The 22,587-nt window shown below is 68.8% G+C and carries 20 protein-coding genes, 1 tRNA gene and 1 pseudogene; 15 read left to right on the top strand and 7 right to left on the bottom strand.

Translation table 11 applies throughout. The annotated features are described in order from the left end of the window. Nucleotides 1–12: 12 nt before the first annotated feature. Nucleotides 13–1,224 carry a sensor histidine kinase gene (locus ACZ9GM_RS10610; RefSeq protein WP_476037803.1) on the bottom strand — a complete coding sequence of 404 codons (1,212 nt, stop codon included), beginning with the start codon at nt 1,222–1,224 and terminating at the stop codon, nt 13–15. Nucleotides 1,225–1,347: 123 nt separating this feature from the next. Between ACZ9GM_RS10610 and ACZ9GM_RS10605 the strand changes: the two genes are divergently transcribed. From ACZ9GM_RS10605 to ACZ9GM_RS10585, 5 genes are read left to right on the top strand one after another with little or no spacing between them, the layout of a single operon-like run. Next, entirely contained in the window at nt 1,348–2,022 is a 675-nt protein-coding gene (locus ACZ9GM_RS10605) for a hypothetical protein (protein WP_476037802.1), read from the top strand. A gap of 46 nt (nt 2,023–2,068) precedes the next feature. Continuing rightward, nucleotides 2,069–3,088 (top strand): serine hydrolase, encoded by a 1,020-nt coding sequence (locus ACZ9GM_RS10600; RefSeq protein ID WP_476037801.1) that lies wholly within the window; start codon nt 2,069–2,071, stop codon nt 3,086–3,088. 55 nt (nt 3,089–3,143) lie between these two features. Beyond that, on the top strand, nt 3,144–3,977 hold the full coding sequence (locus tag ACZ9GM_RS10595; RefSeq protein ID WP_476037800.1) for a hypothetical protein: 834 nt from the start codon (nt 3,144–3,146) through the stop codon (nt 3,975–3,977). Continuing rightward, nucleotides 3,961–4,902: a serine hydrolase gene (locus ACZ9GM_RS10590; RefSeq protein WP_476037799.1), complete on the top strand. Its 942-nt coding sequence runs from the start codon at nt 3,961–3,963 to the stop codon at nt 4,900–4,902. The genes ACZ9GM_RS10595 and ACZ9GM_RS10590 overlap by 17 nt, the downstream gene beginning before the upstream one ends. A 55-nt stretch (nt 4,903–4,957) precedes the next feature. Further along, the gene (locus tag ACZ9GM_RS10585) at nt 4,958–5,950 is read left to right on the top strand and encodes a hypothetical protein (RefSeq protein ID WP_291474642.1); all 993 of its coding nucleotides are present in this window, start codon (nt 4,958–4,960) and stop codon (nt 5,948–5,950) included. Nucleotides 5,951–5,969: 19 nt separating this feature from the next. On the opposite strand, the gene ACZ9GM_RS10580 is transcribed toward ACZ9GM_RS10585, so the two are convergent. Next, nucleotides 5,970–6,953, bottom strand: coding sequence for a prephenate dehydrogenase (locus tag ACZ9GM_RS10580; RefSeq protein ID WP_476038347.1), 984 nt, complete (start codon nt 6,951–6,953; stop codon nt 5,970–5,972). Nucleotides 6,954–7,078: 125 nt separating this feature from the next. Here ACZ9GM_RS10580 and ACZ9GM_RS10575 point away from each other — a divergent pair, with 125 nt between their 5' ends. The 7 genes and pseudogenes from ACZ9GM_RS10575 (at nt 7,079) to ACZ9GM_RS10545 (ending at nt 14,066) form a co-directional block, all read left to right on the top strand. Continuing rightward, the gene (locus ACZ9GM_RS10575; protein ID WP_476037798.1) at nt 7,079–7,615 is read left to right on the top strand and encodes a tRNA adenosine deaminase-associated protein; all 537 of its coding nucleotides are present in this window, start codon (nt 7,079–7,081) and stop codon (nt 7,613–7,615) included. Nucleotides 7,616–7,673: 58 nt separating this feature from the next. Further along, entirely contained in the window at nt 7,674–8,102 is a 429-nt protein-coding gene (locus ACZ9GM_RS10570) for a nucleoside deaminase (protein WP_476038346.1), read from the top strand. Nucleotides 8,103–8,180: 78 nt separating this feature from the next. After that, on the top strand, nt 8,181–8,357 hold the full coding sequence (locus ACZ9GM_RS10565) for a hypothetical protein (RefSeq protein ID WP_291474644.1): 177 nt from the start codon (nt 8,181–8,183) through the stop codon (nt 8,355–8,357). A 37-nt stretch (nt 8,358–8,394) separates the two neighbouring features. Next, nucleotides 8,395–8,481, top strand: a tRNA-Ser gene (locus ACZ9GM_RS10560). A gap of 207 nt (nt 8,482–8,688) precedes the next feature. After that, nucleotides 8,689–10,701, top strand: a complete 2,013-nt coding sequence (locus tag ACZ9GM_RS10555) for an acyltransferase family protein (RefSeq protein WP_476037797.1) — start codon at nt 8,689–8,691, stop codon at nt 10,699–10,701. A gap of 64 nt (nt 10,702–10,765) precedes the next feature. Continuing rightward, nucleotides 10,766–13,287, top strand: a pseudogene (locus tag ACZ9GM_RS10550) (MMPL family transporter). Between the two features lie 83 nt (nt 13,288–13,370). Next, nucleotides 13,371–14,066: an SDR family oxidoreductase gene (locus ACZ9GM_RS10545; RefSeq protein ID WP_291474647.1), complete on the top strand. Its 696-nt coding sequence runs from the start codon at nt 13,371–13,373 to the stop codon at nt 14,064–14,066. Nucleotides 14,067–14,078: 12 nt separating this feature from the next. On the opposite strand, the gene tgt is transcribed toward ACZ9GM_RS10545, so the two are convergent. Then, entirely contained in the window at nt 14,079–15,419 is a 1,341-nt protein-coding gene (gene tgt, locus ACZ9GM_RS10540) for a tRNA guanosine(34) transglycosylase Tgt (protein ID WP_291474648.1), read from the bottom strand. Nucleotides 15,420–15,678: 259 nt separating this feature from the next. Between tgt and ACZ9GM_RS10535 the strand changes: the two genes are divergently transcribed. Next, nucleotides 15,679–16,704 (top strand): NADP-dependent oxidoreductase, encoded by a 1,026-nt coding sequence (locus tag ACZ9GM_RS10535; RefSeq protein WP_291474649.1) that lies wholly within the window; start codon nt 15,679–15,681, stop codon nt 16,702–16,704. A 5-nt stretch (nt 16,705–16,709) separates the two neighbouring features. Next, entirely contained in the window at nt 16,710–17,654 is a 945-nt protein-coding gene (locus ACZ9GM_RS10530; protein ID WP_476037796.1) for an MOSC domain-containing protein, read from the top strand. Here ACZ9GM_RS10530 and ACZ9GM_RS10525 read toward each other — a convergent pair. After that, nucleotides 17,647–19,383: an ABC1 kinase family protein gene (locus ACZ9GM_RS10525; RefSeq protein WP_476037795.1), complete on the bottom strand. Its 1,737-nt coding sequence runs from the start codon at nt 19,381–19,383 to the stop codon at nt 17,647–17,649. The genes ACZ9GM_RS10530 and ACZ9GM_RS10525 overlap by 8 nt on opposite strands. Then, the gene (locus ACZ9GM_RS10520; RefSeq protein WP_291474652.1) at nt 19,380–20,015 is read right to left on the bottom strand and encodes a PadR family transcriptional regulator; all 636 of its coding nucleotides are present in this window, start codon (nt 20,013–20,015) and stop codon (nt 19,380–19,382) included. The genes ACZ9GM_RS10525 and ACZ9GM_RS10520 overlap by 4 nt, the downstream gene beginning before the upstream one ends. A 90-nt stretch (nt 20,016–20,105) precedes the next feature. Here ACZ9GM_RS10520 and gluQRS point away from each other — a divergent pair, with 90 nt between their 5' ends. Next, nucleotides 20,106–21,017 carry a tRNA glutamyl-Q(34) synthetase GluQRS gene (gluQRS, locus tag ACZ9GM_RS10515; protein WP_291474653.1) on the top strand — a complete coding sequence of 304 codons (912 nt, stop codon included), beginning with the start codon at nt 20,106–20,108 and terminating at the stop codon, nt 21,015–21,017. Here gluQRS and ACZ9GM_RS10510 read toward each other — a convergent pair whose 3' ends face one another. Next, complete coding sequence (locus tag ACZ9GM_RS10510; protein WP_291474654.1) at nt 21,018–21,860, bottom strand: crotonase/enoyl-CoA hydratase family protein; 843 nt, start codon at nt 21,858–21,860, stop codon at nt 21,018–21,020. Nucleotides 21,861–21,941: 81 nt separating this feature from the next. After that, a complete protein-coding gene (locus tag ACZ9GM_RS10505) occupies nt 21,942–22,550 on the bottom strand; it encodes a TetR/AcrR family transcriptional regulator (RefSeq protein ID WP_291474655.1) in 609 nt (202 codons plus the stop codon). Nucleotides 22,551–22,587 lie beyond the last annotated feature (37 nt).

The following is a 22,587-nucleotide window of genomic DNA, read 5'->3' as shown; positions in this document are numbered from 1 at the left end:
GTTCACCCGTGCTCACCGGGAGACCGGGACAACGGCACGGACGCTGAACCCGCCGTCGGCGGCGGGCAGGGCGGTGAACGATCCGCCGACTGCCTGCACCCGGGCGGCCATTCCCGGGATCCCCGCCCCGCCACTGTGTTCCGGGGGGACGATCTCCCCGGGAGCGGCCGGACCGTTGTCGACGGTCAGGTCCGCGTCGCGGCGTCCGTCCTTCTCTGTGACAGTCAGGTTGACCAGGACCTTCCCGCCCGGCGCGTGGCGGGAGGCGTTCGACAGGGATTCCTGCAGGACGCGCTGCAGCACCACCCCGACCGTGTCGTCGAGGGAGTCGACGGAATTGTCGAGGGTCCAGGTGAGGTCCATGCCGGCGCGCCGGGCGGTGGTGAGCACCGGTTCGATCTGGTCGGCGCCGACCGGGGTGGTGGCCCCGGATTCGGCGTCCGAGCGCAGCACCCCGAGCAGTTCGCGGACCTGGTTGAGAGCCTCACGGGCGGTACCGGCGATGGAGTCGAACTCGGCGTGGACTGCCGGGGTGACGTCCTGGAGCCGGTAGGGCGCGGACTGTGACTGCACCACGATCATCGACATCTGGTGGGCGACCACGTCATGCAGGTCACGGACCAGCCGGTTGCGCTCCTCGGCCATCACCCGCAGCTGGGACTGCTCGGTCGCGCGGGTGGTCTCCGTCTTCACCTGGCGTCGGGAGGCGAGCAGCCAGCGCAGCAGCAGGAAGAACACGGACCACACCAGTGCGCCGACGAGCCAGCCGACGATGACCTCGGTCGGGTTGGTCAGCATCAGCAGGGCGGTGCCGGTGACGGCGAAGGCCACGTCACGGGCCGGCCCGCGCAGGACGACGACCGCCAGGGTGAACGCCAGGGCGAGGTGGAAGGCGACCGGCCAGCCCAGGGCGAAGTCGGGGTTGTCGTGCAGCGGACGGCTGATCAGGCAGGCGGCCGCGACGACCGACCAGGACACCACCGGCCAGCGCACGGCGGTGATCACCGGCAGTGTTCCGGCGGCGGCGAGCAGCGGCACGATCGCCGCGTGCAGGGAGTGGGTGAGATGGAAGGTGGGCCAGGCGACGGCGAAGAGAATGCCCGCGAACAGGACCACCAGCGCCGGGGCGCCGTACTGCCGCACCTGCGGGTTCGTCCGCAAGGTGGACAACGGTCGGGTGGACCGCTGACGGGTGAACCGGGGACGATGCAGGGTGGGGCTCATGGTTTCCGACACTAGAGCGCGACGTGGGACAGGGCATCCCTCTCCAGGGTGATTCGGGTGGCGGGGAAGATCACTGCCGTGAGGGATCCGGGCGGTGGACGGCGCTCCATAGCGTTCACGGTCATGACACGCCTCTCTACCCGCACCCTGCTGACCCGTCCCCGCTACCTCCTCACCTCCCGCATCGCCGCGACGCTGGTGCTCGCCCTCGGCGGGTCGGCGGCGGCGGCGGCCGTACCGGTGGACGCGGCACGGGTCGAGAACAGCGCGGACACTGCAGTCGTCAGGGATGCTGCTGACGCCGCGGACACTGCGCCGGCGCTGCCCGGGTCCGCCGTCGCGGCCGCGCAGGACCTCGCCGTGGTGGGTGTCGACGGTGATGAGGACGACGTGTCCGCTGTGACTGACGCGGAGGCCTGGATCGCGGCCCTGCCTGAGGAGATCACCGGGGAACTGGGGTATCAGCCGGTGGTCGTCGACGGTGTCCCCTCGGATCCGGAGGGGGACTGCTCCTCCCCGGTTCCGCTGCCGGCGTCTTTCACCCCGGCCTGCCTCACCCACGACCTGGGCTATGACCTGCTGCGCGTCGCCGACGCCACCGGTGAGGACATCCCGCGTGGGGTACGTCCGGCGCTGGACCGGCAGTTGGCGTCCCGGATGACTGGGTCCTGTACGGACGCCGGGCTGCGCGGGGCAGGATGTCGGGCGATGGCCAATGTCGCCGATGCCGCGGTGACGGCCAACAGCTGGCGGCAGAACGACGGGGCGCCGGTGAAGGAATCCTGGCCGTGGTCCTGACTCTCCGACTCCTGGCCCGTCAGGTCCGTGATCTACAGTCACTCCCATGACCGATACCCGACCTGATCAGAGGACGCGACGCCCCGGCCGGTGGATCATCGGCCCGGTACTCCTCGTGATACTCGCCGTGGTCGTCACCGTCCTCATCGTCACCGGCAGGGACGACGGCGGCACGGAGGAGCAGGAGGCGCAGGACGCGCAGGACGCGCAGGACGCGCAGACTGACAGCCGGGACACCCTGGACACCCTGGACTCCGAGCGGGTCCCCGACGAGATCGACCGGATCGTCGAGGAGGTCTCCCGGAGCTACGACGCGTCCCTCGGTGTGAGCCTGAAGTCCGACGGTGAGGTGCTGCACGCCGGTGAGCTGCAGGAGGTCCGCGCCTGGTCGACGACGAAGGTCCCGGTGGCGATCGCCGCACAGCAGCACGCCGAGGACAACGGCACCACCGGGTACATCGCCGACGACATCACCGCCGCGATGACCATGTCCGACAATGACGCCGCGATGCGCCTGTTCACCAGCCTCGGCAGTTGGCAGCAGGGGTCGGCCGCGCTGACGGAGGTCCTCAAGGAGACCGGGGACCCCACCGACGCGGTCGCCGCGGAGAGCGAGCCGGACTACACCGGTTTCGGTGACATCCACTGGACCCTCGACGACCAGGTGACCTTCGCCGACCGCATGGCCTGCCTGGACGGGTCGGAACCGGTCCTCGACGAAATGGGGCAGGTCATCGCGGTCCACCGGATGGGCCTCGGTGTGCTGCCCGGTGCCCGCTTCAAGGGCGGGTGGGGTCCGGAGAACGACGGAACCTATGTGCTGCGTGAGTTCGGACTGGTGGGGGAGAAGGACCGTCAGGTCCCTGTCGCCATCGCCGTGGTCCCCGATGACGGTCTGGACTCCACCGCCCGGGAGGCTGCACAGGCCCTGGCTGAGGCGCTGGGGCCGGTGCTCGAGGTTGCGGCGGACAACGGTGGCACGGCCGAATGCCAGGTCCCGGCCAGCGTGCCGGACGCCTCCGATGAGGAGCCGGTGTCCGCCGAGGAGTACATGATGATGCAGTGACGCACGCTGGCATACACTGAAGCCTGACTCAGGAAAATGTACGGAAGGAAACACAATGACCCAGGGCTGGGGTTACACACCCCCGGAAGGATCCGGGAGTGGCGTACCGGGTGGTTCCGGTGGCGGCGAGGATGACGCCACCCGCATCTTCCCTCCGGTGACCCCGGGACAGGCCGGTGCGGCAGGTGCTGCGGGGGCAGCCGGCGCCGGCGGCTACCAGCACAATCCCTTCCAGTCCGGCCAGTGGGGCCCGCAGGGTCAGCAGGGCCAGAACCAGCCTCAGGGGTATCTGCCGGACCCGCAGCAACCCCAGGGGCCCCAGGGGCCGCAGGGGCCGCAGTACCGACAGGACCAGCAGGGCAACGGTGGCGGTGACGGCACGAAGATCGCCCTGGTCATCGTGGTGATCCTGCTGGTCATCGCCCTCGGCGTCCTGCTGGCCACCCAGTGGAACAACCTCTTCGGCTCGGACGACTCCGACAACGGTGCGTCCTCCCCGGCGACCACCACGGTTGTCGTGCCGCCGGACGCCGGGGACACCGGGGGCACCGGGAACAGCGATGACTCCGCCCCGAGCACCACCGCCTCCCAGGCCCGGCCCACCAGCGCCGACCTGCCCGGTGGCGTCACCCCGGTGAATGCGGCGGCGTCGAACGGTGAGCCCACCGGAAACTTCAACTCCATCTGGCTGTCCGGCCCGACCACCCCGGGCTTCGCCGAGAACGTGCGCAACGCCTATGTCGAGGCCTACCGCGTCGACCGGAAGACCGACCAGACCGTCACCGCATCCAGCCCGACCACCGGCCGGACCTACACGATGAGCTGCTCGGACCAGGGGAGCTACATCCACTGCACCGGAGGCAACGACGCCCATGTCTACATCGCCTGACCGGCGTCCCGCACCGCTCATCCCCGCGGTCGTCCCCGCGGTCGTCACCGCACTCCTCATCACCGTCACACTCAGCGGCTGCGTCATCGGCACCGTCGACGATGAGGACGCCGACGCCGGGCAGACCGTCGTCACCGTCACCGACGACGGAGCGCCGGACCCCACCGGTCCCGCCACGTCCACCACTGCCGCACCGGCCACCGGTTCCGCCGACGGCGCGGAGGTGGACGTCGACGTCCCCTACTCGCTGGCCTACCTCGACAACGGCACGGTCGTCACCGCCGGTGACCTGGAGACCACCGCCGCCTGGTCGACGAGCAAGGTCCCGGTCGCCGTCGCCGCACTGCGCGCCGTCGACGACGGCAGCTCCCTGTCGGACGCCGCGACAGTCCAGAGCAACGTCACCTCCGCGATCACCGCGTCCGACAATGACGCCGCCCAGGCACTCTGGGATTCCCTCGGGGACCCCGCCACCGCCGGTACGAAGGTCGAGGAGGTGCTGCGTGACGGCGGTGACGAATCCACCACCGTGCAGACCCGGGTTGTTCGCGACGGGTTCACCTCCTTCGGTCAGACCCTGTGGTCCACCACCGACCAGGTGCGGTTCGCCGACGGACTCTCCTGCCTCACCGGGGCGCAGCCGGTGCTCAACGCCATGGGGCAGATCTCCGCCGGGCAGGACTACGGTCTCGGCCGGATCCCCGATGCGCGCTACAAGGGTGGCTGGGGCCCCGACGCCTCCGGCAGCTACCAGGTCCGCCAGTTCGGGCTGGTGCCCGGTGCCGAAGGCACCCTGGTCCCGGTGGCTGTCGCCGTGACCTCCCCGGACGGCAGTTACGAGGCCGGTTCCGCGGCCCTCAGTGAGATCGTCGACCAGCTCGGCGGCACCCTCGGCAGCGCCCACGGCGTGGAATCGACCTGCTGAACAGCCCGTTCCGTCTCCTGCGCCCATCCACAGGTTGATGCTCTATGGTCGTGGGGTGGTTGATTGGAACGAAGACGGAAGAGACGGGCAGAGCCGGGGAGGCACCGCGGGTCTGTGGACCCTCGGCGCCATCCTGCTGCTGATTCTCAGCGTCACTGTCGTCGTCACGGCCCTGAATTCCGGGTCCTCCTCCGAGAGCTCGGCAGACCGGGAACAGTCTGCCCTGGAGAGCGCGGCGACCGAGGCGTCCCGCCCGACCGCGCAGGAGCAGGCCGAGGATGCGACCCGCCGCATCGAGGCTGTCGTCAACGACATCAGCGAACGTTTCGATGCCCAGGTGGGCATCAGTCTGCGGGCCGGGGGCGGCGTGGTCCACGCCGGTGAGTCCGGTGATCTGCACGCCTGGTCCACGGTCAAGGTCCCGATCGCCTTCGCCGCCGTCCAGAACGCGCTGGACGCAGGGCAGGACCCCACCGTCCTCGCCGACGACCTCACTCTCGCGCTGACCCGGTCGGACAATGACGCCGCCCTGCGGCTCTGGGAGTCCCTCGGCACCGAGGAGGAGTCCTCGGCCGCCGTCGACGGCGTCTTCCGGCAGGCCGGTGACCCCACCGACGCCGAGGGGGACCGTGACCGGGAGGACTACGAGGGCTTCGGTGACATCTACTGGACCCTCGACAACCAGGTCATCTTCGCCAACCGCATGGCCTGCCTCCCCGGCGCGGAGCAGATCCTCGACCAGATGGGGCATGTCGTCGACGAGCACCGGGACGGTCTCGGTCAGCTGCCGGGCGCCCGGTTCAAGGGCGGCTGGGGTGACGAGAACGACGGCACCTACCTGTTCCGCGAGTTCGGGCTCGTCGGCGAAGCCGACCACCAGGTCCCCGTCGCCTTCACGATCGTGCCCGGTGACGCCACCGACGCCACCGCCCGGGAGGCCTCCGCCGCTCTGGCCGAGGCGCTCGCCCCGGTGATCACCGACCTCGGCAGCGAGGGTGGTGTGGCGGAGTGCCAGGTCCCGGACTCCGTCCCTCCCGCCGAGACATAGCGGGACGCCGGGTCGCCGGTCAGACCTCCAGCAGCCCGATCTGCGCGCCGATGCTCTCGGCGTAGTGCAGCTGGTCCAGCCAGCCGGCGGCGCCGGGACGCAGCTGGATGTACGGCCGGTCCGTCGGCCCGCCCTTCACCCGCCCGGCCCGCGCCTCGTAGCGCAGCCGGGCGTCATGACCGGCGTCGACGAGGCCGGAGATGTCCCGTTCCGGGTCCGCCAGATTCTCCCGCGCCTCGGCCAGCAGCTCCATCGCCTCGTCGAGCGCGGTGACCAGGGCCTCCCGGTTGTTCTCGCACATCGCCCGGACCAGGCCCGGTTCGGTACCGGCGACCCGGGTGGCGTCACGGAAACTCGACGCCGCCAGGGACAGCGCCAGCGCCCCGCCCTGGTCCGCGGTCACCGCGAGCGCTTCGGCGAGGACATGGGTGAGGTGGGAGATGCGGGCGACGGCCCTGTCATGCTTCCGGGCGCGGGCCGGCACGACCACCGAACCGACCTGCACCGCCATGTCCACGACCCGGCACCAGACCTGCAGCCAGTCGGCGTCCTCGGGGGTGCCGTCCGCCGGTGCGCCGTCGGTCGTCACCACCCACACCGCCCCGTGGAACAGCCCCTCCTGGGTCGCGTCCCAGCCGGAGTCCGCGGTGCCGGCCATCGGGTGGCCACCGACGAACCGTCGGGACAGGCCGTGGTCCTCGACCAGCTGCAGCACCTCACCCTTCACCGAGGTCACATCGGTGAGCCCGCAGGACGGGGCATGGGTGGCCACCGCCTCGAGCATCGCCGGCAGTGCGGGGACCGGGACACCGAGCACGATGAGGGCGTCCTCCCGCTCGGCGCGGGTCAATGTGGCGACGAGATCGCCGGAGACGTCGAAACCGTCGGAGGATGCCGCCTCGACCGTCGCGGTCGACCGGTTCCACCCGAAGGCGGGGGTTCCCGCAGCCGCAAGATCACGCAGCAGACTGCCGCCGATCAGACCCGTTCCGAGCACGCACACCGGACCGGACCGTCCGGGGGAACGGGGGTGGGCAGCAGGCTGTCCGTCGACATGTGCGGTGGTCAGGTCGGGATTCGGAGAAGTCACCTACCAAGTGTGGCACAAAGCCGACTACCGTAGCGCCCATGAGTGGTTTCGTCGTCGCAGCACACCTCACCGACGGGGTCTGGAATCTGCGCGTGGTGCAACGGTCCGTTCCCGACGGTCTGGCCCCGCTGGTCCGTCGGCTGCGGGACATGCGTGCGGAGGGTGTCCTGCTGGGACTGGTCTCCGTCGACGATGACTGGGCTGCCCTGGTGCGCCCCGCCCCGGGCGGCGCCCGACTGCTGCTCGGTGACTCGACCGTCGCCCTTGAGGACGAGGACGATCCCGAGGTCGACGGGGTGCGGCTCGCCGCGGACATCCTCGACGAGCTCGGTCTCGACGCCCCCACCGACGAGGAGATCGAGGAGGCCGACGACCCCGACGCCCCCTGGCCCGAGGGTGACTTCGGCATCCTCACCGACCTCGGCGTCGGTGAGCAGTCCCTCTCCGTCCTCTTCGACGACGCCGAGATCTACGCCTCCGACCAGCTGCTCTCCATTGCCGGAGACCTGGGCTTCGGGGACGAGCTCGCCGACCTCTTCGACGAGGAGCTCGCTGACCTTGTCGGCGACGAATAGTCCCCTGATCGGCGACGGACTGCCGGACCCCGCGACCACGGTGCGTGACCGCGCACGGATGGCCAGGGCACTGGAGGTCGCGGCGTCCACCCCGGACGGTGATGTGCCGGTCGGTGCGGTGGTCTACGCTCCCGACGGCACCGAGCTCGCCGTGGCGACGAACCGTCGGGAGGCGGACGCCGACCCCACCGCGCACGCCGAGGTCCTCGCCCTGCGGGCCGCCGCGGTCACCCACGGGGACGCCTGGCGGCTGACCGACTGCACTCTCGTGGTCACCCTGGAACCCTGCGCCATGTGTGCCGGGGCGATGGTCGGTGCCCGGGTGCGCACCGTGGTCTTCGGGGCGTGGGAGCCGCGGACCGGGGCCTGCGGCTCGGTGTTCGACGTGGCCCGCGAATCCCCGCTGCACGAACTGGAGGTCCGTGGTGGAGTGCTGCCCGACGAATGTGAGGATCTGGTCCGGGAGTTCTTCAGTTCCCGACGGTGACCGGGCCGGAGTGTGTATTGTCGGCCACACCGGCCGGGCCTCCACCCCCGGACCACCGACTCTCCGAAGGGAACCACCATGGGCATCGATGACCTGAAGAAGTACGCGGACAAGGCCAAGGGCGCCGTCTCCGACAACCGCGACAAGATCGAGGGCGCCGCCGACAGCGCGATCGACAAGGTCGCCAAGGGTGACAAGGGCGACAAGGCCAAGGGCGCCGTCCGTAGCGGCCTGGACAAGCTGGCCGGAGAGTAATTTCCGTTACCGACCCCGGTGCGTTACCCTGTTCCACGGTGGCGTGTCCGAGCGGCCGAAGGTGCTCGCCTCGAAAGCGAGTGTTGTGTAATAGCAACCGGGGGTTCAAATCCCTCCGCCACCGCCGGAAAAAGAACCCCGGTACCGGATCCCCGGTGCCGGGGTTCTGTCATGTCACCTGCCACGGGGGTGGGGAGGGGTGGTCAGAAACGGGCATTCTGCGGAGTGTACGGCTCTCACCTCGCTGTGATGCGGAGTTGTCCGACCCCGTTGCTACGGTTGTCTCCGGCGGAACAAGGGTGGACCACAGCAGAAAGAAGGTCAGGGCACAGTGCCGAAGCCGGTGGACAAGGGGACGACGTATGTCCCGGGGTTGGACGGACTGCGCACACTCGCGGTCACCGTGGTGATTCTCTTCCACCTGGGTGTCGGCGGCGTCCCCGGCGGACTGCTCGGAGTGGGTGTCTTCTTCACCCTCTCCGGCTATCTCATCACCGCCAACCTCATGCGATCCTGGGGCCGGCGCGGCAACCTCGGCCTGAAGACCTTCTGGCTCCGCCGCTTCCGGCGCCTGGCCCCCGCGATGATCGTCACGGTCATCGCCGTCCTCCTGCTCACCGTCGCCCTCGACCGCGGCGCACTGACCGACCGGGCCGGTGAAGGGCTTTCGACGTTCTTCTACGTCAACAACTGGCACACGATCTTCTCCGAGGCGTCCTACTTCGACAACTTCGGCGGTCCGGGGCCGTTGGACCACATGTGGTCCCTGTCGGTGGAGGAGCAGTTCTACCTGGTCTGGCCGCTGATCCTGCTCGGGCTGCTGTTCCTGCTGCGCAGCCGCCGCACGCTGGTGGCCTGGGCGACGGTCGTCCTCGCTGCGGCGTCCTTCGGGCTGATGTGGTGGCTCGCCACCGACGGTGCGGACAACACCCGTGCCTACGAGGGCACCGACACCCGTGCCGGCGGACTGCTGCTCGGCGCCGCCCTGGCCGTCTGGCTGGCGTCCCGTCGGTCCGCCGGGAAGTCGACGCAGCCCAACGGGCCCGCCGCCGCGGTCCTCGGACTGGTCGGTGTCGCCGGCATCCTCGCGATGGTCATCCTCGTCGACCAGGACGACATGTTCCTCTACCAGGGTGGCATCGCCCTGCTCAGCGTCGCCGCGGTGTGCGCGATCCTCGCGGTGCTGCGCCCCACCGGTGTGTGGTCGGCCGTCTTCGGTTGCCTGCCGATGCGGTGGCTCGGCGAGCGGTCCTACGGCATCTACCTCTGGCACATGCCCGTCATCGCCTTCCTCCCGGCCGGCTGGGTCCAGGACAGGCTGCTGCTCTCCCTCGTGCTCACCGCCGGTATCTCCGTGGTGCTCTCCGCCCTGAGCTGGAGGTACTTCGAGGACCCGGTCCGCCGCCACGGCGTGGTCGGTCCGGTGAAGGACTGGTGGGCCGAGTGGAAGCTCGACAAGGCCGTCCCGGTGAAGCGCCGTGGCCGGATCCAGCGCTACGCCGGGGCCGGCTCCGGTGTGGTGCTCTCCGCCGTCATCGTCATCGGTACACCCGCCGTCCTCGCCGACCCGGACGGCGGTGCGTCCGGCGCGTCCACCGACGGCACCGGCGGCCAGGCCATGGAGGTCGAGAACGACGGCCCCGTCACCGCCGACGGGGCCGACGCCGCCGAGGCTGCGGCCGACGGCGTCAGCCAGATGGCCTGCACCAAGGTCATCCACGTCGGTGATTCGACCTCGCTCGGGATCTTCAACCCGGAGATGCTGCCCGACCCTGACGACGTCGGCGAGAACCAGTACATCGAGCACGGCGCGCCTGAGGTCGAGACCAGTGTCTTCGGTGGACGCAACACCACCGAGGGCTTCGAGGACTACCCGTCAGCGGTCGATTCCGTCGCGGAACTGCTGACCTACGACCAGCCCGAGGGCACCTGCTGGGTCATCGGCACCGGTGTGAACGACGCCGCGAACGTCGCCGCCGGCGCGAACTACGACGAAGAGACCCGCGTCCGCATGATGATGGACCAGCTCGACGGTCAGCGCGTCATGTGGTCCACCGCGAAGACCCGCATCGACGACGGCTACTACGCCGACGCCAACATGCAGAAATTCAATGAGATCCTCGAGAACACCATGAAGGACTACCCCAACGCCGTCGTGTGGGACTGGGCCTCCGAGGTCGCCGACCACATGGACTGGTTCCTCGACGGTGACGACGTGCACTACAACGCCGAGGGCAACGCCGCCCGCGGCCGGATGTTCGCCGCCGCCCTCGCCCGGGCCTCCCCGGCCGGCGGGCCGGACCCGGTGAAGGGCGGAACGGTCGTGACCTCCGGGGCCGAGTAGCCGGTCCGGGATCTTTCCGGGTCTTCCTCAGCCTTCCCAGCCATGTCGCCTAGGATGGTCGGCCATGGCTACCTTCCTCTTCCGCCTCGGCCGCTGGTCCTTCCTCCACCGGAAGTCCGTTCTCGTGGTCTGGCTCGGCGTCCTCGTGGTGGTCGGTGGTCTTTCCACGGCGTTCCAGAAGGGGTACAACGACCTTTTCTCGATCGACGACGTGCCTTCCCAGCACGCCACCGAGATGCTGATGGACAAGTTCCCCGGCACCAAGAATCCGATGGAGGACGCCGGGGTCACCCTCGTCTACCAGGCCCCCGAGGGGAAGACGCTCACCGACCCGGAGGTCGCTGCCGCAGTGGAGGAGTCCGTCGACGCGGTCCGCGACAACGTCTCCGCGTTGACCGATGAGGCCCGCGAGGAACTCACCGACCCGGTCACCGCGAACGACGCCCAGACCGACCTGCTCATCTCCTCGGAGACGGAGATGGGGCTGTCGCAGCAGGTCGCCGAGGCGGACGCCGCGAATGTCGCCCTGGTCAGTGCCGACGGAACGACCGGCACCACCAGTTTCTCCTTCGACGTCGACCTGCCCGCGGACGTCACCACCGCTGACAAGGACGCGGTGAACGACGCACTGCAGATCGCCCGCGACGCCGGGCTGCAGGCGGAGGCCGGTGGCGCCGGCTTCGGCGACCCCATCGAGATCGAGCCGATCAGTGAGGTCATCGGCGTCATCGTCGCCTTCATCGTCCTGGTCTTCACCTTCGGGTCGATGCTGGCCGCGGGCCTGCCGCTGATCACCGCGCTCATCGGTGTGGGCCTGGGAGCGCTGGGCATCACCGGTGCGACGGCCTTCGTGCAGCTGAACAACATCCCATCACCCCGGTGCTCGGCATCATGATCGGACTTGCCGTCGGTATCGACTACGCCCTGTTCATCATGAGCCGTTTCCGGGACGAACTGCGTCACGGCAGATCGAGGCCGGACGCCGTGGGTCTGGCGGTCGGTACGGCCGGTTCCGCGGTGGTCTTCGCCGGGCTGACGGTCGTCGTCGCTCTCGTCGGTCTGGCCCTGGCGAACATCGAGTTCCTCACCTACATGGGCTTCGCCGCCGCGGCCATCGTGCTCATCGCCGTGCTCGTCGCGTTGACGCTGCTTCCCGCACTGCTGGGCTTCGCCGGGGACCGCGTCTTCCGGAAGGACGCCGCCTTCGGTCGCGGTGACATCCCGGACAGCTCCCCGGCACGGGGACGCCACGGGAAGCGTCGGAAGCCGGATGTTCTCGCCCGACTGTCCGGACGGTTCGGTGGGACCTCGGGTGACGCGCGCAAGGCCCGCAATCCGTATGCGCCGACATTGGGCACCCGCTGGGTGATGCTGATCCACCGTGCCCCGGGCCTGTTCGTGGTCATCGTCATCGCGGTCCTGGTGCTGCTGACCCTGCCGGCGAAGAACCTGCAGCTCTCGCTGCCCTCGGACATGACCTCGCCGGAGTCGACGACACAGCGTAAGTCCGCCGAACTCATCGAGGACGGCTTCGGTGCGGGGCGGAACTCCCCGCTGCTCGTCATCGTGGACGCCGAGAACGTCGACCCGGCGGCAGAGTCGCTGAAACCGCTGGTGGACGGTGGAATTGACCCGGCCCAGGCGTCCTTCGTGGTGATCAAGGACCAGTTGGGCAACAATGTCGGTGTGGAGCACTCGCAGCTCATCAGCGCGTCGGAGGACGGTACGACCGCGCAGATCCTGGTGACGCCCACGACCGGGCCGATCGACGAACAGACGGTGCAGCTCATCGGCCAGTTGCGCAGTGAGCAGTCCCGGATCGAGGCGGAGACCGGGGTGGACATGGGTATCACCGGGTTCACTCCGATCCAGCAGGACGTCACCGACCGGCTGGAGGACGCGAAGCCGGTCTACCTGGGGCTGGTCGTGGGTCTGGCACTGGTGCTGCTGCTGATGGTGTTCCGCTCGCTGATGGTGCCGCTGGTCGCGGCGGCCGGGTTCCTGCTCTCCATCGGCGCGGCCTTCGGCGTGACGGTGCTGTTCTGGCAGGAGGGCCTATGGGGCCTCATCGACTCGCCGGGCCCGCTGATCAGCTTCATGCCGATCTTCCTCATCGGCGTGACCTTCGGGCTGGCCATGGATTATGAAGTGTTCATTCTGTCCCGGATGAGGGAGAGGTGGACCAAGCACTCTCACCAGGCAGTGGCTGACGGATCAGCCGGGAATTTCAACGCCGTCGAGGATTCCGTGGTCCGGGGATTCGGCATGGGTGCACGTGTGGTGACTGCGGCCGCGCTGATCATGATCGCCGTGTTCGCCTCCTTCATCGCCCAGCCGCTGCCGTTCATCAAGGTCTTCGGTTTCGCCCTCGGTGCCGGCGTACTCTTCGACGCCTTTTTCATCCGGATGACGCTGGTGCCTGCGCTGATGTTCATCACCGGGCGTGCCACCTGGTACATGCCGAAGTGGTTGGATCGGATTCTCCCCACGTTCGACGTGGAGGGCGAGAAGCTGGAGAAGGCCTACGCCTCCGGTGCGATCGAGAAGATGGATGATGAGCCGGTGAAGGACCGGGTGGACGCCTGACGCGGGCGTAGTGTGGGGTGTACCACACATTCCGGGCCGGGTGCCCACCATCCGGCCCCACCACACCCCAGGAGTGCAGCCTCATGTCTCTTCTCCTCATCGTCGGGTACGGACCCGGCAATTCCCGGTCCATCGCCCACCGTTTCGGCCGCGAAGGCTGGAAGGTGGCGCTGGTCGGACGCAACACCGAACGCCTCGGTACCGGCGTCGCCGAACTCGGGGACGCCGGTACCGAGGCCCATGCCTTCGTCGGGGACGCCTCCGACCCGGCGTCCATCAGTGACACGGTCCGTGAGGTACAGGCCCGGCACGGGCCGGTGTCCGCGGTCGTGTTCACCGCCTACCGCTCCGTCATCGTCGGGGACGTGCTCTCCGATGACCCGGACACCGTCGGCCGGGTCTTCGATATCGGCGTGTCCGGCCTGGTCAGCACGGTGCAGGCCACACTCGACGACCTGAAATCCCAGCGCGGGGCGGTGCTCGTCGTCAACGGTGCCCTCGGCCTCCGGGACGACCGGAAGGACGCCTACGCGGTCTCCTTCGGCGGCGACGGCGTGGCCCTGGAGTGCGCCGCCAAGACGAAGCTCGTCGGACTGCTCGCCGCGCGGTTGCGTGGTCAGGGCGTGTACGCCGGTGAGATCGTCGTCGACGGGACAGTCAAGGGCACCCCGGATGCAGGTCCGGACGCGATCGACCCCGGCGACGTTGCCGATCAGGTCTGGGCGATGTACTCGTCGCGGACGGAGGTGCACACCCGGATCGGTGGGGCGCAGGGATAGCTGCGCCCTGCGCTACCTCCCGCGCAGTTCCGGAGCCTTGTCCGCATAGTAGCGGCCGAGGAACTCGTCGCGGTACTCGGTGAAGCGTCCCTCCTCGATGGCGGTCCGGATGTTGCGCGTCAGCGTCATCATGAAGTTGATGTTGTGCAGGGTGCACAGTGTCCCCGCGAGGAACTCCTTCGCTTTGAGGAGGTGGTGGATGTACGCGCGGGTGTAGTGCTCGTTGACGTAGCCGCCGGTCTCCGCGTCGATCGGGATGAAATCCCGCTTGTGACGGGACGCCATGAGGTTCAGTCGACCGTCCAGGGTGTAGACACCACCACGGCGGGCCAACCGGGTCGGGGCGACACAGTCGAAGGTGTCCGCACCGGCGGCGATACAGGTGAACAGGTCATCCGGCTCGGAGATCCCCAGCATGTGGCGGGGCTTGTCATCGGGAAGCTCATCACACACCCAGCCGGTGATGGTGCCGAGGTTCTCCTTCTCCAGCGCGCCACCGATACCGAAGCCGCCGAAGCCGCGGCGTCCTTCCTTCTCCGCCTCTGCGGACAGCTCCACGAGACCGCGGGTGGCCTTGCGCCGCAGGTCCTCATACTGCGCGCCCTGCACCACACCCCACAGTGACTGCAGCGGGCGGTGCGTCCGCTCGGTGGTGAGCCGGTCGTGCTCGACGAGACAGCGACGGGCCCAACGGTGCGTCCGCTCGACGGACTCCTCCTGGTAGCGGCGGGTGTCGACCAGCGTGGTCAGCTCGTCGAAGGCGAACATGATGTCCGCGCCGAGACCGTGCTGGATCTGCATCGACTTCTCCGGGGTGAAGCGGTGCATGGAGCCGTCGATGACGGACTTGAAGTCCACACCGTCCTCGTCGACCTGCGCCATCCGCTCCTTCTTCGCGGCGCGGATATCGGCGTCGGTGAGGTTGGCGACGTCCATCGCCAGCACCTTCTTGAAGCCCACACCCAGGCTCATGACCTGGAATCCGCCGGAGTCGGTGTAGGTCGGGCCGTGCCAGTTCTCGAACTCGGCCAAGCCGCCGGCGGTGTCGACGATGTCCTCGCCGGGCTGCAGGTAGAGGTGGTATGCGTTCGACAGGATCGCCTCTGCGCCGGTGGAGCGGACCTGCTCCGGGGTCAGCGTCTTGACCGTGGCCTTCGTGGCGACCGGGATGAAGGCGGGAGTGTGGATGTCGCCGTGGGGGGTGTGGATCACGCCGGTGCGGCCGTGGACCGGGGCACCGTCCACCTCGCCGATCCTGGTGCCGAGATCGAAGGTGGTGTCGGTGGGGAAGGCCGCCGGGGAGGTCTGTTCGGGCGCCGGCTTCGAGGCAGGCTCGGACGCAGAGTCAGTCATGGTTGACCAGTCTATCCGGCGAGGGCCCCCGGACCTGACCGCGCCGGCTACGACCCGGGAGGTTGTTTCCGGGCCGTCGGACCACCCGGTCGAGTCGTTGCCGGCGCCTCTCTGGTGCCAGGTCGAGTGCCTCAGGGTGGACAGGTCCGCTGAACCCACCCTGCACCACCCGACCTACGGGCTCTCGGCCTGAGCGCGGGTACCGTAGCTACCCTCGGGGAGGACAATCACCCCCTCGTCAAGGAGCACCAGGTACAGCATGACCACCCGCACCGCACGCCAGATCGTCCTCGCATCCCGTCCGGAAGCGGCACCCGGCCCGGAGCATTTCCGCACAGAGAACGTCGAGCTTCCCGAACTCGCTGACGGTGACATCGAGGTCAAGGTCCACTACCTCTCTCTCGATCCGTACATGCGCGGCCGGATGAGTGACGCGAAGTCCTACGCCGCACCTGTTCCCGTCGACGGCATCATGGAGGGCGAGACCGTCAGCGAGGTCGTCGCCTCGAAGAACCCGGACTTCACCGAAGGTGACCGGGTGCTCTGGCGCACCGGCTGGGTGGACGCCGCCGTCATCCCCGCGGCCAAGGTCCACACCGTCCGCAAGGTGCGGACCTCCGGTGCACCGGAGACCACCGCACTCGGCGTCCTCGGTATGCCCGGATTCACCGCCTGGGCCGGTATGAAGTTCATCGGCAAGCCGCAGGAGGGGGAGACCGTGGCGGTTGCCGCGGCGTCCGGACCGGTCGGGTCGATGGTCGGCCAGCTGGCCAAGCTCGCCGGGGCCCGCGCCGTGGGCATCGCCGGTGGTGAGAAGAAGTGCGCCTGGGTCAGTGAGGGTATCGGCTTCGACGCCGCCGTCGACCATCGTGACCCGGACTTCTACCGGAACCTCAGGACCGCCTGTCCGGACGGGGTGGACGTCTACTACGAGAACGTCAGCGGTCCGGTGTGGGACGCGGTGCGTCCGCTGCTCAACCTGTATTCGCGGGTGCCGGTGTGTGGGCTCGTCGCCGACTACAACACCGGTGGCCTGGGAGACCATGACCGGCTGCCCGCCACGATGAACACGATCCTCACGCAGAGTGTGCTGGTCCGTGGGTTCATCCAGACGGAGTTCGCCGAGCACTACGACGAGTTCCTCGACGAGATCGGCCCGAAGGTCGCCGACGGCACCATCGTCCACAAGGAGGACATCGTCGAGGGCCTGGATAACGCTCCGGAGGCCTTCATCGGTCTGCTCGAGGGGAAGAACTTCGGCAAGCTGCTGATCAAGGTAGATTAACCGTCATGTCCCAGGATGCCCAGGATGCCCAGGATGCCCAGGATGCCCAGGTCAGCAAGGTCAGCAAGGTCAGCAAGGTCGGCAACGTTGCAGCGCTCTACCGCTACCCCGTCAAGGGGTTCACTCCGCAACCGTGTAAGTCTCTGACGGTCCAGCCGGACGGCCGGATCGCCGGGGACCGCGTCCTCGCCGTCCGGTTCGCGGACTCCGCCACACCGGAGGAGAAGGACGGTCTGGACTACTGGCCGAAGGCGAAGGGACTGTGCCTGCAGGATTTCCCGACTCTTGCCCGGCTGCGCGTCGACTTCGACGGGAGGACGCTGAGCTTCCGTGACCGCACGGACAATGATGCGGTCCTGGTCTCCGCAGGGCTTGACCAGGAAGGACGCCGCGAGATCTGTGATGCCTTGGCCGACTGGATCCTCGCAGGTCCGGACGCGAAAAGGCTCAGGCGTACGGGCAGACTTCCCCTGGAACTCGTCGGTGACGGGGAGAGCGCCCGGTTCCAGGACCGGCCGCGTGGCTTCGTCTCCCTGCACTCGGAGGAGTCGGTGAGGGAGCTGGAGCAGGCGAACGGTGCCGCGCACGGTGCCGCGAACGGAGAGGTGCCTCTCGACGACCGCCGGTTCCGGTCCAACGTCGTCATCGACGGGGTTCCTGCCTGGACCGAGCTGGACTGGGCGGCGGACAACACCGACCTCACCGTGGGCGAGGTCCGGTTCACCGCGCAGAAGACCATCGTGCGCTGCATGGCGGTCACCGCGAACCCGGACACCGGCGTCCGCGACGCGAACCTGCTCAAGGTGCTGACCAAGGAGGTCGGCCAGACCGAACCGACACTCGGCGTCCTCCTGCTGCCCACGGATGCCACGGGTTCCGGTGAGGTCGGCAGCAATTCCGGAACCGGTGGCGTCCTCCGTGTCGGGGATGCGGTCAGCGTGCTCAGCTGACCCGGCGACCACCGAAGACCGCGTAGAGCAGCGGCGGCACCGACAGACCCATCATCACGATGCCGACCACGTTCGCCGCGGTACTCCACGAGTCCCCGGCGCCCGCTGACCCGCGCAGCACGGCCCCGCCGACCACCAGACCGACGAAGATGATCGCCGCGACCACCCGCACCGCCGCCCGCTCCAGCCGCTTGAGCTGGTGCTCGACCTGCGGCGTCTTCACCGACAGGTCGCCGCTCTCGACCACCCCGATCACATGGTCGAGGCGTCCGGGAAGGGCGACCACGGTCTTCGCCGTCGCCGCCGCGGAGGAGACGGCACGCCGGGCGATCTCCGATGCCGACGCGCCGGCCTGTTCCCGGATCAGCTGCGTTGCGAAGGGCGTCACCGACTCCCAGATGTTGAACTCCGGGTCGAGCGTGGAACACAGCCCCGACAGCATCGACACCGCACGCATGATGAGCAGGAAGTTCTCCGGCAGCTGGAAGGGCATCGACCGGATCACGTCGCGGAACCGGTGCGCGAACTCCTCGAACTCCCTCGGGGCCACGTGCTGCAGATCGGTCACGGCCATCCCGCCGAAGCGGTCGAAGAGCTCGGTCATCGCCTCGGCGAGCGTGTCGGTGTCCGCCCCGTCGAGCAGCACGCCCAGTGACTGCATAGCGGTGACCATCCCGGGGCCGTCGCGCAGCCCCACGGCGATGACCAACGACCGCAGCCCGTCCCGCAGCGTGTCATCGATGTGCCCGGTCATCCCGAAGTCGATGAAGGTGAGCGTGAACTCGCTACGCTTCAGCCCCGGCGTGACGAAGATGTTCCCCGGGTGCGGGTCGGCGTGGAAATGTCCGGTCGTGAACAGCTGCGTGAACATCTCCTCGGCCAGCCGCACGGCCACGTCAGAGGGGTCGATCCCGAGACCGCGCAATGTGGCGACGTCACTGATCTTCACCGCGGTGACGTCCTGCAGTGTCAGGACGCGGCGGGTGCTGCGCTCCCACACGATCTGCGGCGCGCGGGTCCGCGGACCGTCGCCCGGGGCGTCTCCGAACTCCTTCCGGAAGGACGCCGCCTCCGCAGCTTCGTGAAGGTAGTCGATCTCTTCGTGGCTGGTGTCCGCGAACTCCTCGATGAGTGCGGGCACGTCGGCGCGTCCGGCGATGAACGGAACCTTCGCCAACCAGCCGGCGATCTTCCGCAGCGCGGCCAGATCCACCTCCACGACCTCGGCGATTCCGGGGCGCTGCACCTTCACCACGACATCGGTGTACCCCGCTTCAGTGGCGAGGGCGGGGGTGAGTCGCGCCCGGTAGGCCTGCCCCAGCGAGGCTGCGGCGATCGGCTCCCCGGTGAAGGTCGCGAAGGCGCGCGACAACGGCATCCCCAGGTCAGTCTCGGCCTGGGCGCGGACCTCGGCGAATCCGACAGCGGGGACATTGTCCTGCAGGGCGGCGAGTTCATCCGTGACCTGTGGTGGGAGCATGTCGATGCGGGTGGACATGAACTGCCCGACCTTGATCATCAGGCCACCGAGGTCGGTCGCCAGCCGACGGAACCGCATGGCGGTCCCGGTCAACCGTTTCGTCTGGCCTTTCCGGCTCCAGGCCCGCAGGCCGATCCGGGGCAGCACCAGGTCGAACCACCAGACCTGCAGCATCACGGACAGCCCGAAGGCCATGATGCGCCGGTAGCGGGCCCGGAGCCGGTGACCGCCGGGGCGGGGTGTGCTCACTCCCCGGTGTTTTCGGGTGTCTCTTCGGTGGACTCCTCAGCGAGGATGCCGTAGATCTTCCGGCGGGTCTCGTCGAGTAGTGCGGTGACCTTCTCGACCTGCTGTCCGTCACCTCCGACGACGGTCTGGTGCACCGCCTGGCTGAGCTTCACCCCGGCCTTCGGCAGGTCACCGCGGGCTCCGGCGAAGCTCCCGGCGAACGGTGTGTTCTCCGCGAAACTGCGGAACGGGGCGAAGAATCCGGCCCAGTCATCGGCGTCCGTGTCCTCGTCTCCGGTGGCGGAGGCTTCGTCCTGTCCCGCCTCGGTGAGGGTGAAGGTGCGGCGTCCTTCATCATCGGCGACGGTGGCCAGGCCCTCGTCGACGAGCAGCTGGAGGGTGGGGTAGACCTCGGCGGCGGCCGGCTCCCGGTCGTCGGTGGACCGCTCGGTGATCGCCCGGATCACCCCCGCTCCGGTCGACGGTGTGGCGGCGAGGACGCTGAGCACGGCGGCACGGATGTCACGGTCCTCGGCGTCCTTCGTGATCTCCAGGCGGGGACGCCTGGCAGCGAAGTCCTCGCGCAGTCCGCGGATCATGTCGAACAGCCCGTTGAAGTCCTGGGAACCGTCGGACGGCTTCCTGTCGGTCATGTCTGTACCTCCCGGTATGACGGTCGTGGTGTGGTGGTGTGGGAACACCACCCAGGCTACGCCGGAGACCCTGCGGTTACCCTGTGAGTTATGACCCACGGCAACGGCCGCTACGCGCCCAGTCCCAGCGGAGACCTGCACCTCGGAAACCTGCGGACGGCGGTACTCGCCGAAGCGTGGGCACGCTCCACCGGACGCGGATTCCGGCTGCGCATCGACGACATCGACGCCGCCCGTTCCTCGGAGCTCTCCGCCGACCGGCAGCTGGAGGACCTGGAGTCGGTGGGACTGACCTGGGACGGAGCGCTCGCCCGGCAGTCGGACACCCTGGAACGCTACGAGGTCGCCCTCGACCGGCTCGTCGAGGACGGCCTGGTCTACGAGTGCTACTGCTCGCGCAGGGACATCGCCGAGGCAGCCCGTGCGCCCCACGCCGTGCCGGGCCGTTACCCGGGAACCTGCCGGGATCTCACCGAGGTTCAGCGTGAACAGAAGCGGGAGGAACTGGCGGCGGTGGGGCGCGTTCCGGCGCTTCGGCTGCGCGCGCAGGTCACCGAATGGTCGGTGCCTGAGGTGTTCTCTGACGAGGCGGTCGACGGCCGGTACACCGGGGACGTCGACGACATGGTGCTGCGCCGCGGTGGTGCGCAGGACACCGGTTTCGCCTACAACCTCGCCGTCGTCGTCGATGACACGCTGGCCGGCATCGACCAGGTCGTCCGCGGTGACGACCTGCTCAGTTCCGCACCGCGGCAGGCCTATCTCGCCCATCTGCTGGAACTGCCGGAGGTGGAGTACGTGCACGTCCCGCTGGTGCTGGGGCCGACCGGTCAGCGCCTGGCGAAACGGGACGGTGCGGTGACGCTGCGTCAGCTGCCGGGGGAGACCTACGCGGAGAAGGCCTCCGCGGCACGGGCCTGGATCGACGCCTCCATCGGGGACGCCGCACTCGCCGATCCGGCACTGCTCTCCCACGACCCGGTGCAGTGGGCAGCGGAGTAGTTACCGCACGTTGCGGCGGGTGAAGACCGGGGTGATCTTCTTCGCCGCGGCCTTCTGGGCGACCTTCGTGTTGGACGCCACGAGCAACCGGAACTGACGGATCCGCTCGAGGGCGAAGGTGGCGCGTGCCCCGCGGGTCCACGTCTCGTCGACGAGCTTCTTGCCGTAGGCGGTGGCGTCGGGGGATCGGGTGGCGATCTGCGCGGCGAGTTCGACCGCTGCGTCCACCACGGCGTCCTGCGTTGAGCTCTCACCGTCGACCACCTCGCTGGCCAGGCCGAACTCCACGGCCTTGCCCCCGTCGACGATCTCGCCGGTCATGGTCAGCCGCTTGAGGATGTCCGCCCGCAGCTGCTGGGACAGGGACTGCAGCCCGGACATGTCCGGGATCAGGCCCCACTTGGACTCGAGGATCGACCACTGTGCGTCGGCGGTGGTGAACCGCCAGTCCGCGGCCATCGCCAGCTGCAGTCCGCCGCCGAAGCAGTGGCCGTGCACCGCGGCGATGACCGGCACCGGCAGACGGCGGAACGCCCAGCACGCCTCCTGGAACTGGTTGGTGCCCCGCCACGGCCGCGGCACGAAACTCGCCGCCAGGGCCTGCGGCTTCTTCATGGCGGACGCGAAGTCAAGGCCGGCGCAGAAGGAGCGTCCCTCACCGGCGATGACCACGGCGCGGACGCTGCGGTCGGCGCGGATCGTCCCGGCGATCGCGATGAGTTCATCGAGGACGCCCAGGGTCAGGGAGTTCAGTTTCTCCGGACGGTTCAGTCGGACGTGCGCGATGCGCACCGGCTCGTCGGTGAAGGTCAGGGTGGGCAGCTCAGGGGAAGTGGTGGCCATGGCGTTCACGCTAACGGATCGACCGGCGCGCCGGGCCCGGATCGCGGACTGTCACATCCATGGGGACCCCTGCCGTACCCTTTACGTGCCCGGCGTCCCGTCGTGGTCCAGGACATCGCTCCAGTCGCCGTCCATGTGCGGCAGGTTTCCGGCCTCGATCTGCTGCTCCATCCCCCGCATCAGTGAGTGACGCAGCCAGGTGCCGGCGTCGTGCAGATGGGGGAAGGGTGCCGTGGTCAGTGAACTCATGAAGGTCCGGGACGCCACGAAGTACGCGGCATTGGCATCCAGCTCCGGCCGTCGCCGCATGACCTCCGCCACCATGGTCGAGTAGATGCGCCGTGTCTCCGGACCGAAGGGGCCGTAGAACAGGTATTCGGCGAACCCCGGGTGGGCGGTGGCGAGCGGGACGACCCGGGCACTGACTGCGTCCATGTAGTCCATCCATGTGCCCGAGTCCGTGTCAGGTGCCGGCTCCAGATCGACACCGGCGAACAACCGGTCGCAGGTACCGCGGTACAGCTCGTCGCGACTGTCGACGTAGTTGTAGACCGTCGCTTCGGCGACACCGACCTCCTTTGCCACGGCGGCGAGGGTGAAACTGTCGAGGCCGAGGGCCAGGGCGGCGTCCTGCAGGGCATCCAGTGAAGTTCTGGAAGGGCGGCCCACCGACCGGCGTCTGGAGATCATGGAGTCGATTCTACCGGCGGTGGGAGGGTGGTTGTCC

The organism is Corynebacterium sp. UD i78 (genome assembly GCF_056280545.1).
Note: the sequence above shows the minus strand (reverse complement) of the source record. Positions and strands in the feature narration are given on the sequence as shown.

Coding starts and splice junctions, on each gene's coding strand:
- ACZ9GM_RS10610 (WP_476037803.1), bottom strand. CDS start 1,224: ATGAGCCCCACCCTGCATCGTCCCCGGTTCACCCGTCAGCGGTCCACC.
- ACZ9GM_RS10605 (WP_476037802.1), top strand. CDS start 1,348: ATGACACGCCTCTCTACCCGCACCCTGCTGACCCGTCCCCGCTACCTC.
- ACZ9GM_RS10600 (WP_476037801.1), top strand. CDS start 2,069: ATGACCGATACCCGACCTGATCAGAGGACGCGACGCCCCGGCCGGTGG.
- ACZ9GM_RS10595 (WP_476037800.1), top strand. CDS start 3,144: ATGACCCAGGGCTGGGGTTACACACCCCCGGAAGGATCCGGGAGTGGC.
- ACZ9GM_RS10590 (WP_476037799.1), top strand. CDS start 3,961: ATGTCTACATCGCCTGACCGGCGTCCCGCACCGCTCATCCCCGCGGTC.
- ACZ9GM_RS10575 (WP_476037798.1), top strand. CDS start 7,079: ATGAGTGGTTTCGTCGTCGCAGCACACCTCACCGACGGGGTCTGGAAT.
- ACZ9GM_RS10570 (WP_476038346.1), top strand. CDS start 7,674: ATGGCCAGGGCACTGGAGGTCGCGGCGTCCACCCCGGACGGTGATGTG.
- ACZ9GM_RS10565 (WP_291474644.1), top strand. CDS start 8,181: ATGGGCATCGATGACCTGAAGAAGTACGCGGACAAGGCCAAGGGCGCC.
- ACZ9GM_RS10545 (WP_291474647.1), top strand. CDS start 13,371: ATGTCTCTTCTCCTCATCGTCGGGTACGGACCCGGCAATTCCCGGTCC.
- tgt (WP_291474648.1), bottom strand. CDS start 15,419: ATGACTGACTCTGCGTCCGAGCCTGCCTCGAAGCCGGCGCCCGAACAG.
- ACZ9GM_RS10535 (WP_291474649.1), top strand. CDS start 15,679: ATGACCACCCGCACCGCACGCCAGATCGTCCTCGCATCCCGTCCGGAA.
- ACZ9GM_RS10530 (WP_476037796.1), top strand. CDS start 16,710: ATGTCCCAGGATGCCCAGGATGCCCAGGATGCCCAGGATGCCCAGGTC.
- ACZ9GM_RS10520 (WP_291474652.1), bottom strand. CDS start 20,015: ATGACCGACAGGAAGCCGTCCGACGGTTCCCAGGACTTCAACGGGCTG.
- gluQRS (WP_291474653.1), top strand. CDS start 20,106: ATGACCCACGGCAACGGCCGCTACGCGCCCAGTCCCAGCGGAGACCTG.
- ACZ9GM_RS10510 (WP_291474654.1), bottom strand. CDS start 21,860: ATGGCCACCACTTCCCCTGAGCTGCCCACCCTGACCTTCACCGACGAG.
- ACZ9GM_RS10505 (WP_291474655.1), bottom strand. CDS start 22,550: ATGATCTCCAGACGCCGGTCGGTGGGCCGCCCTTCCAGAACTTCACTG.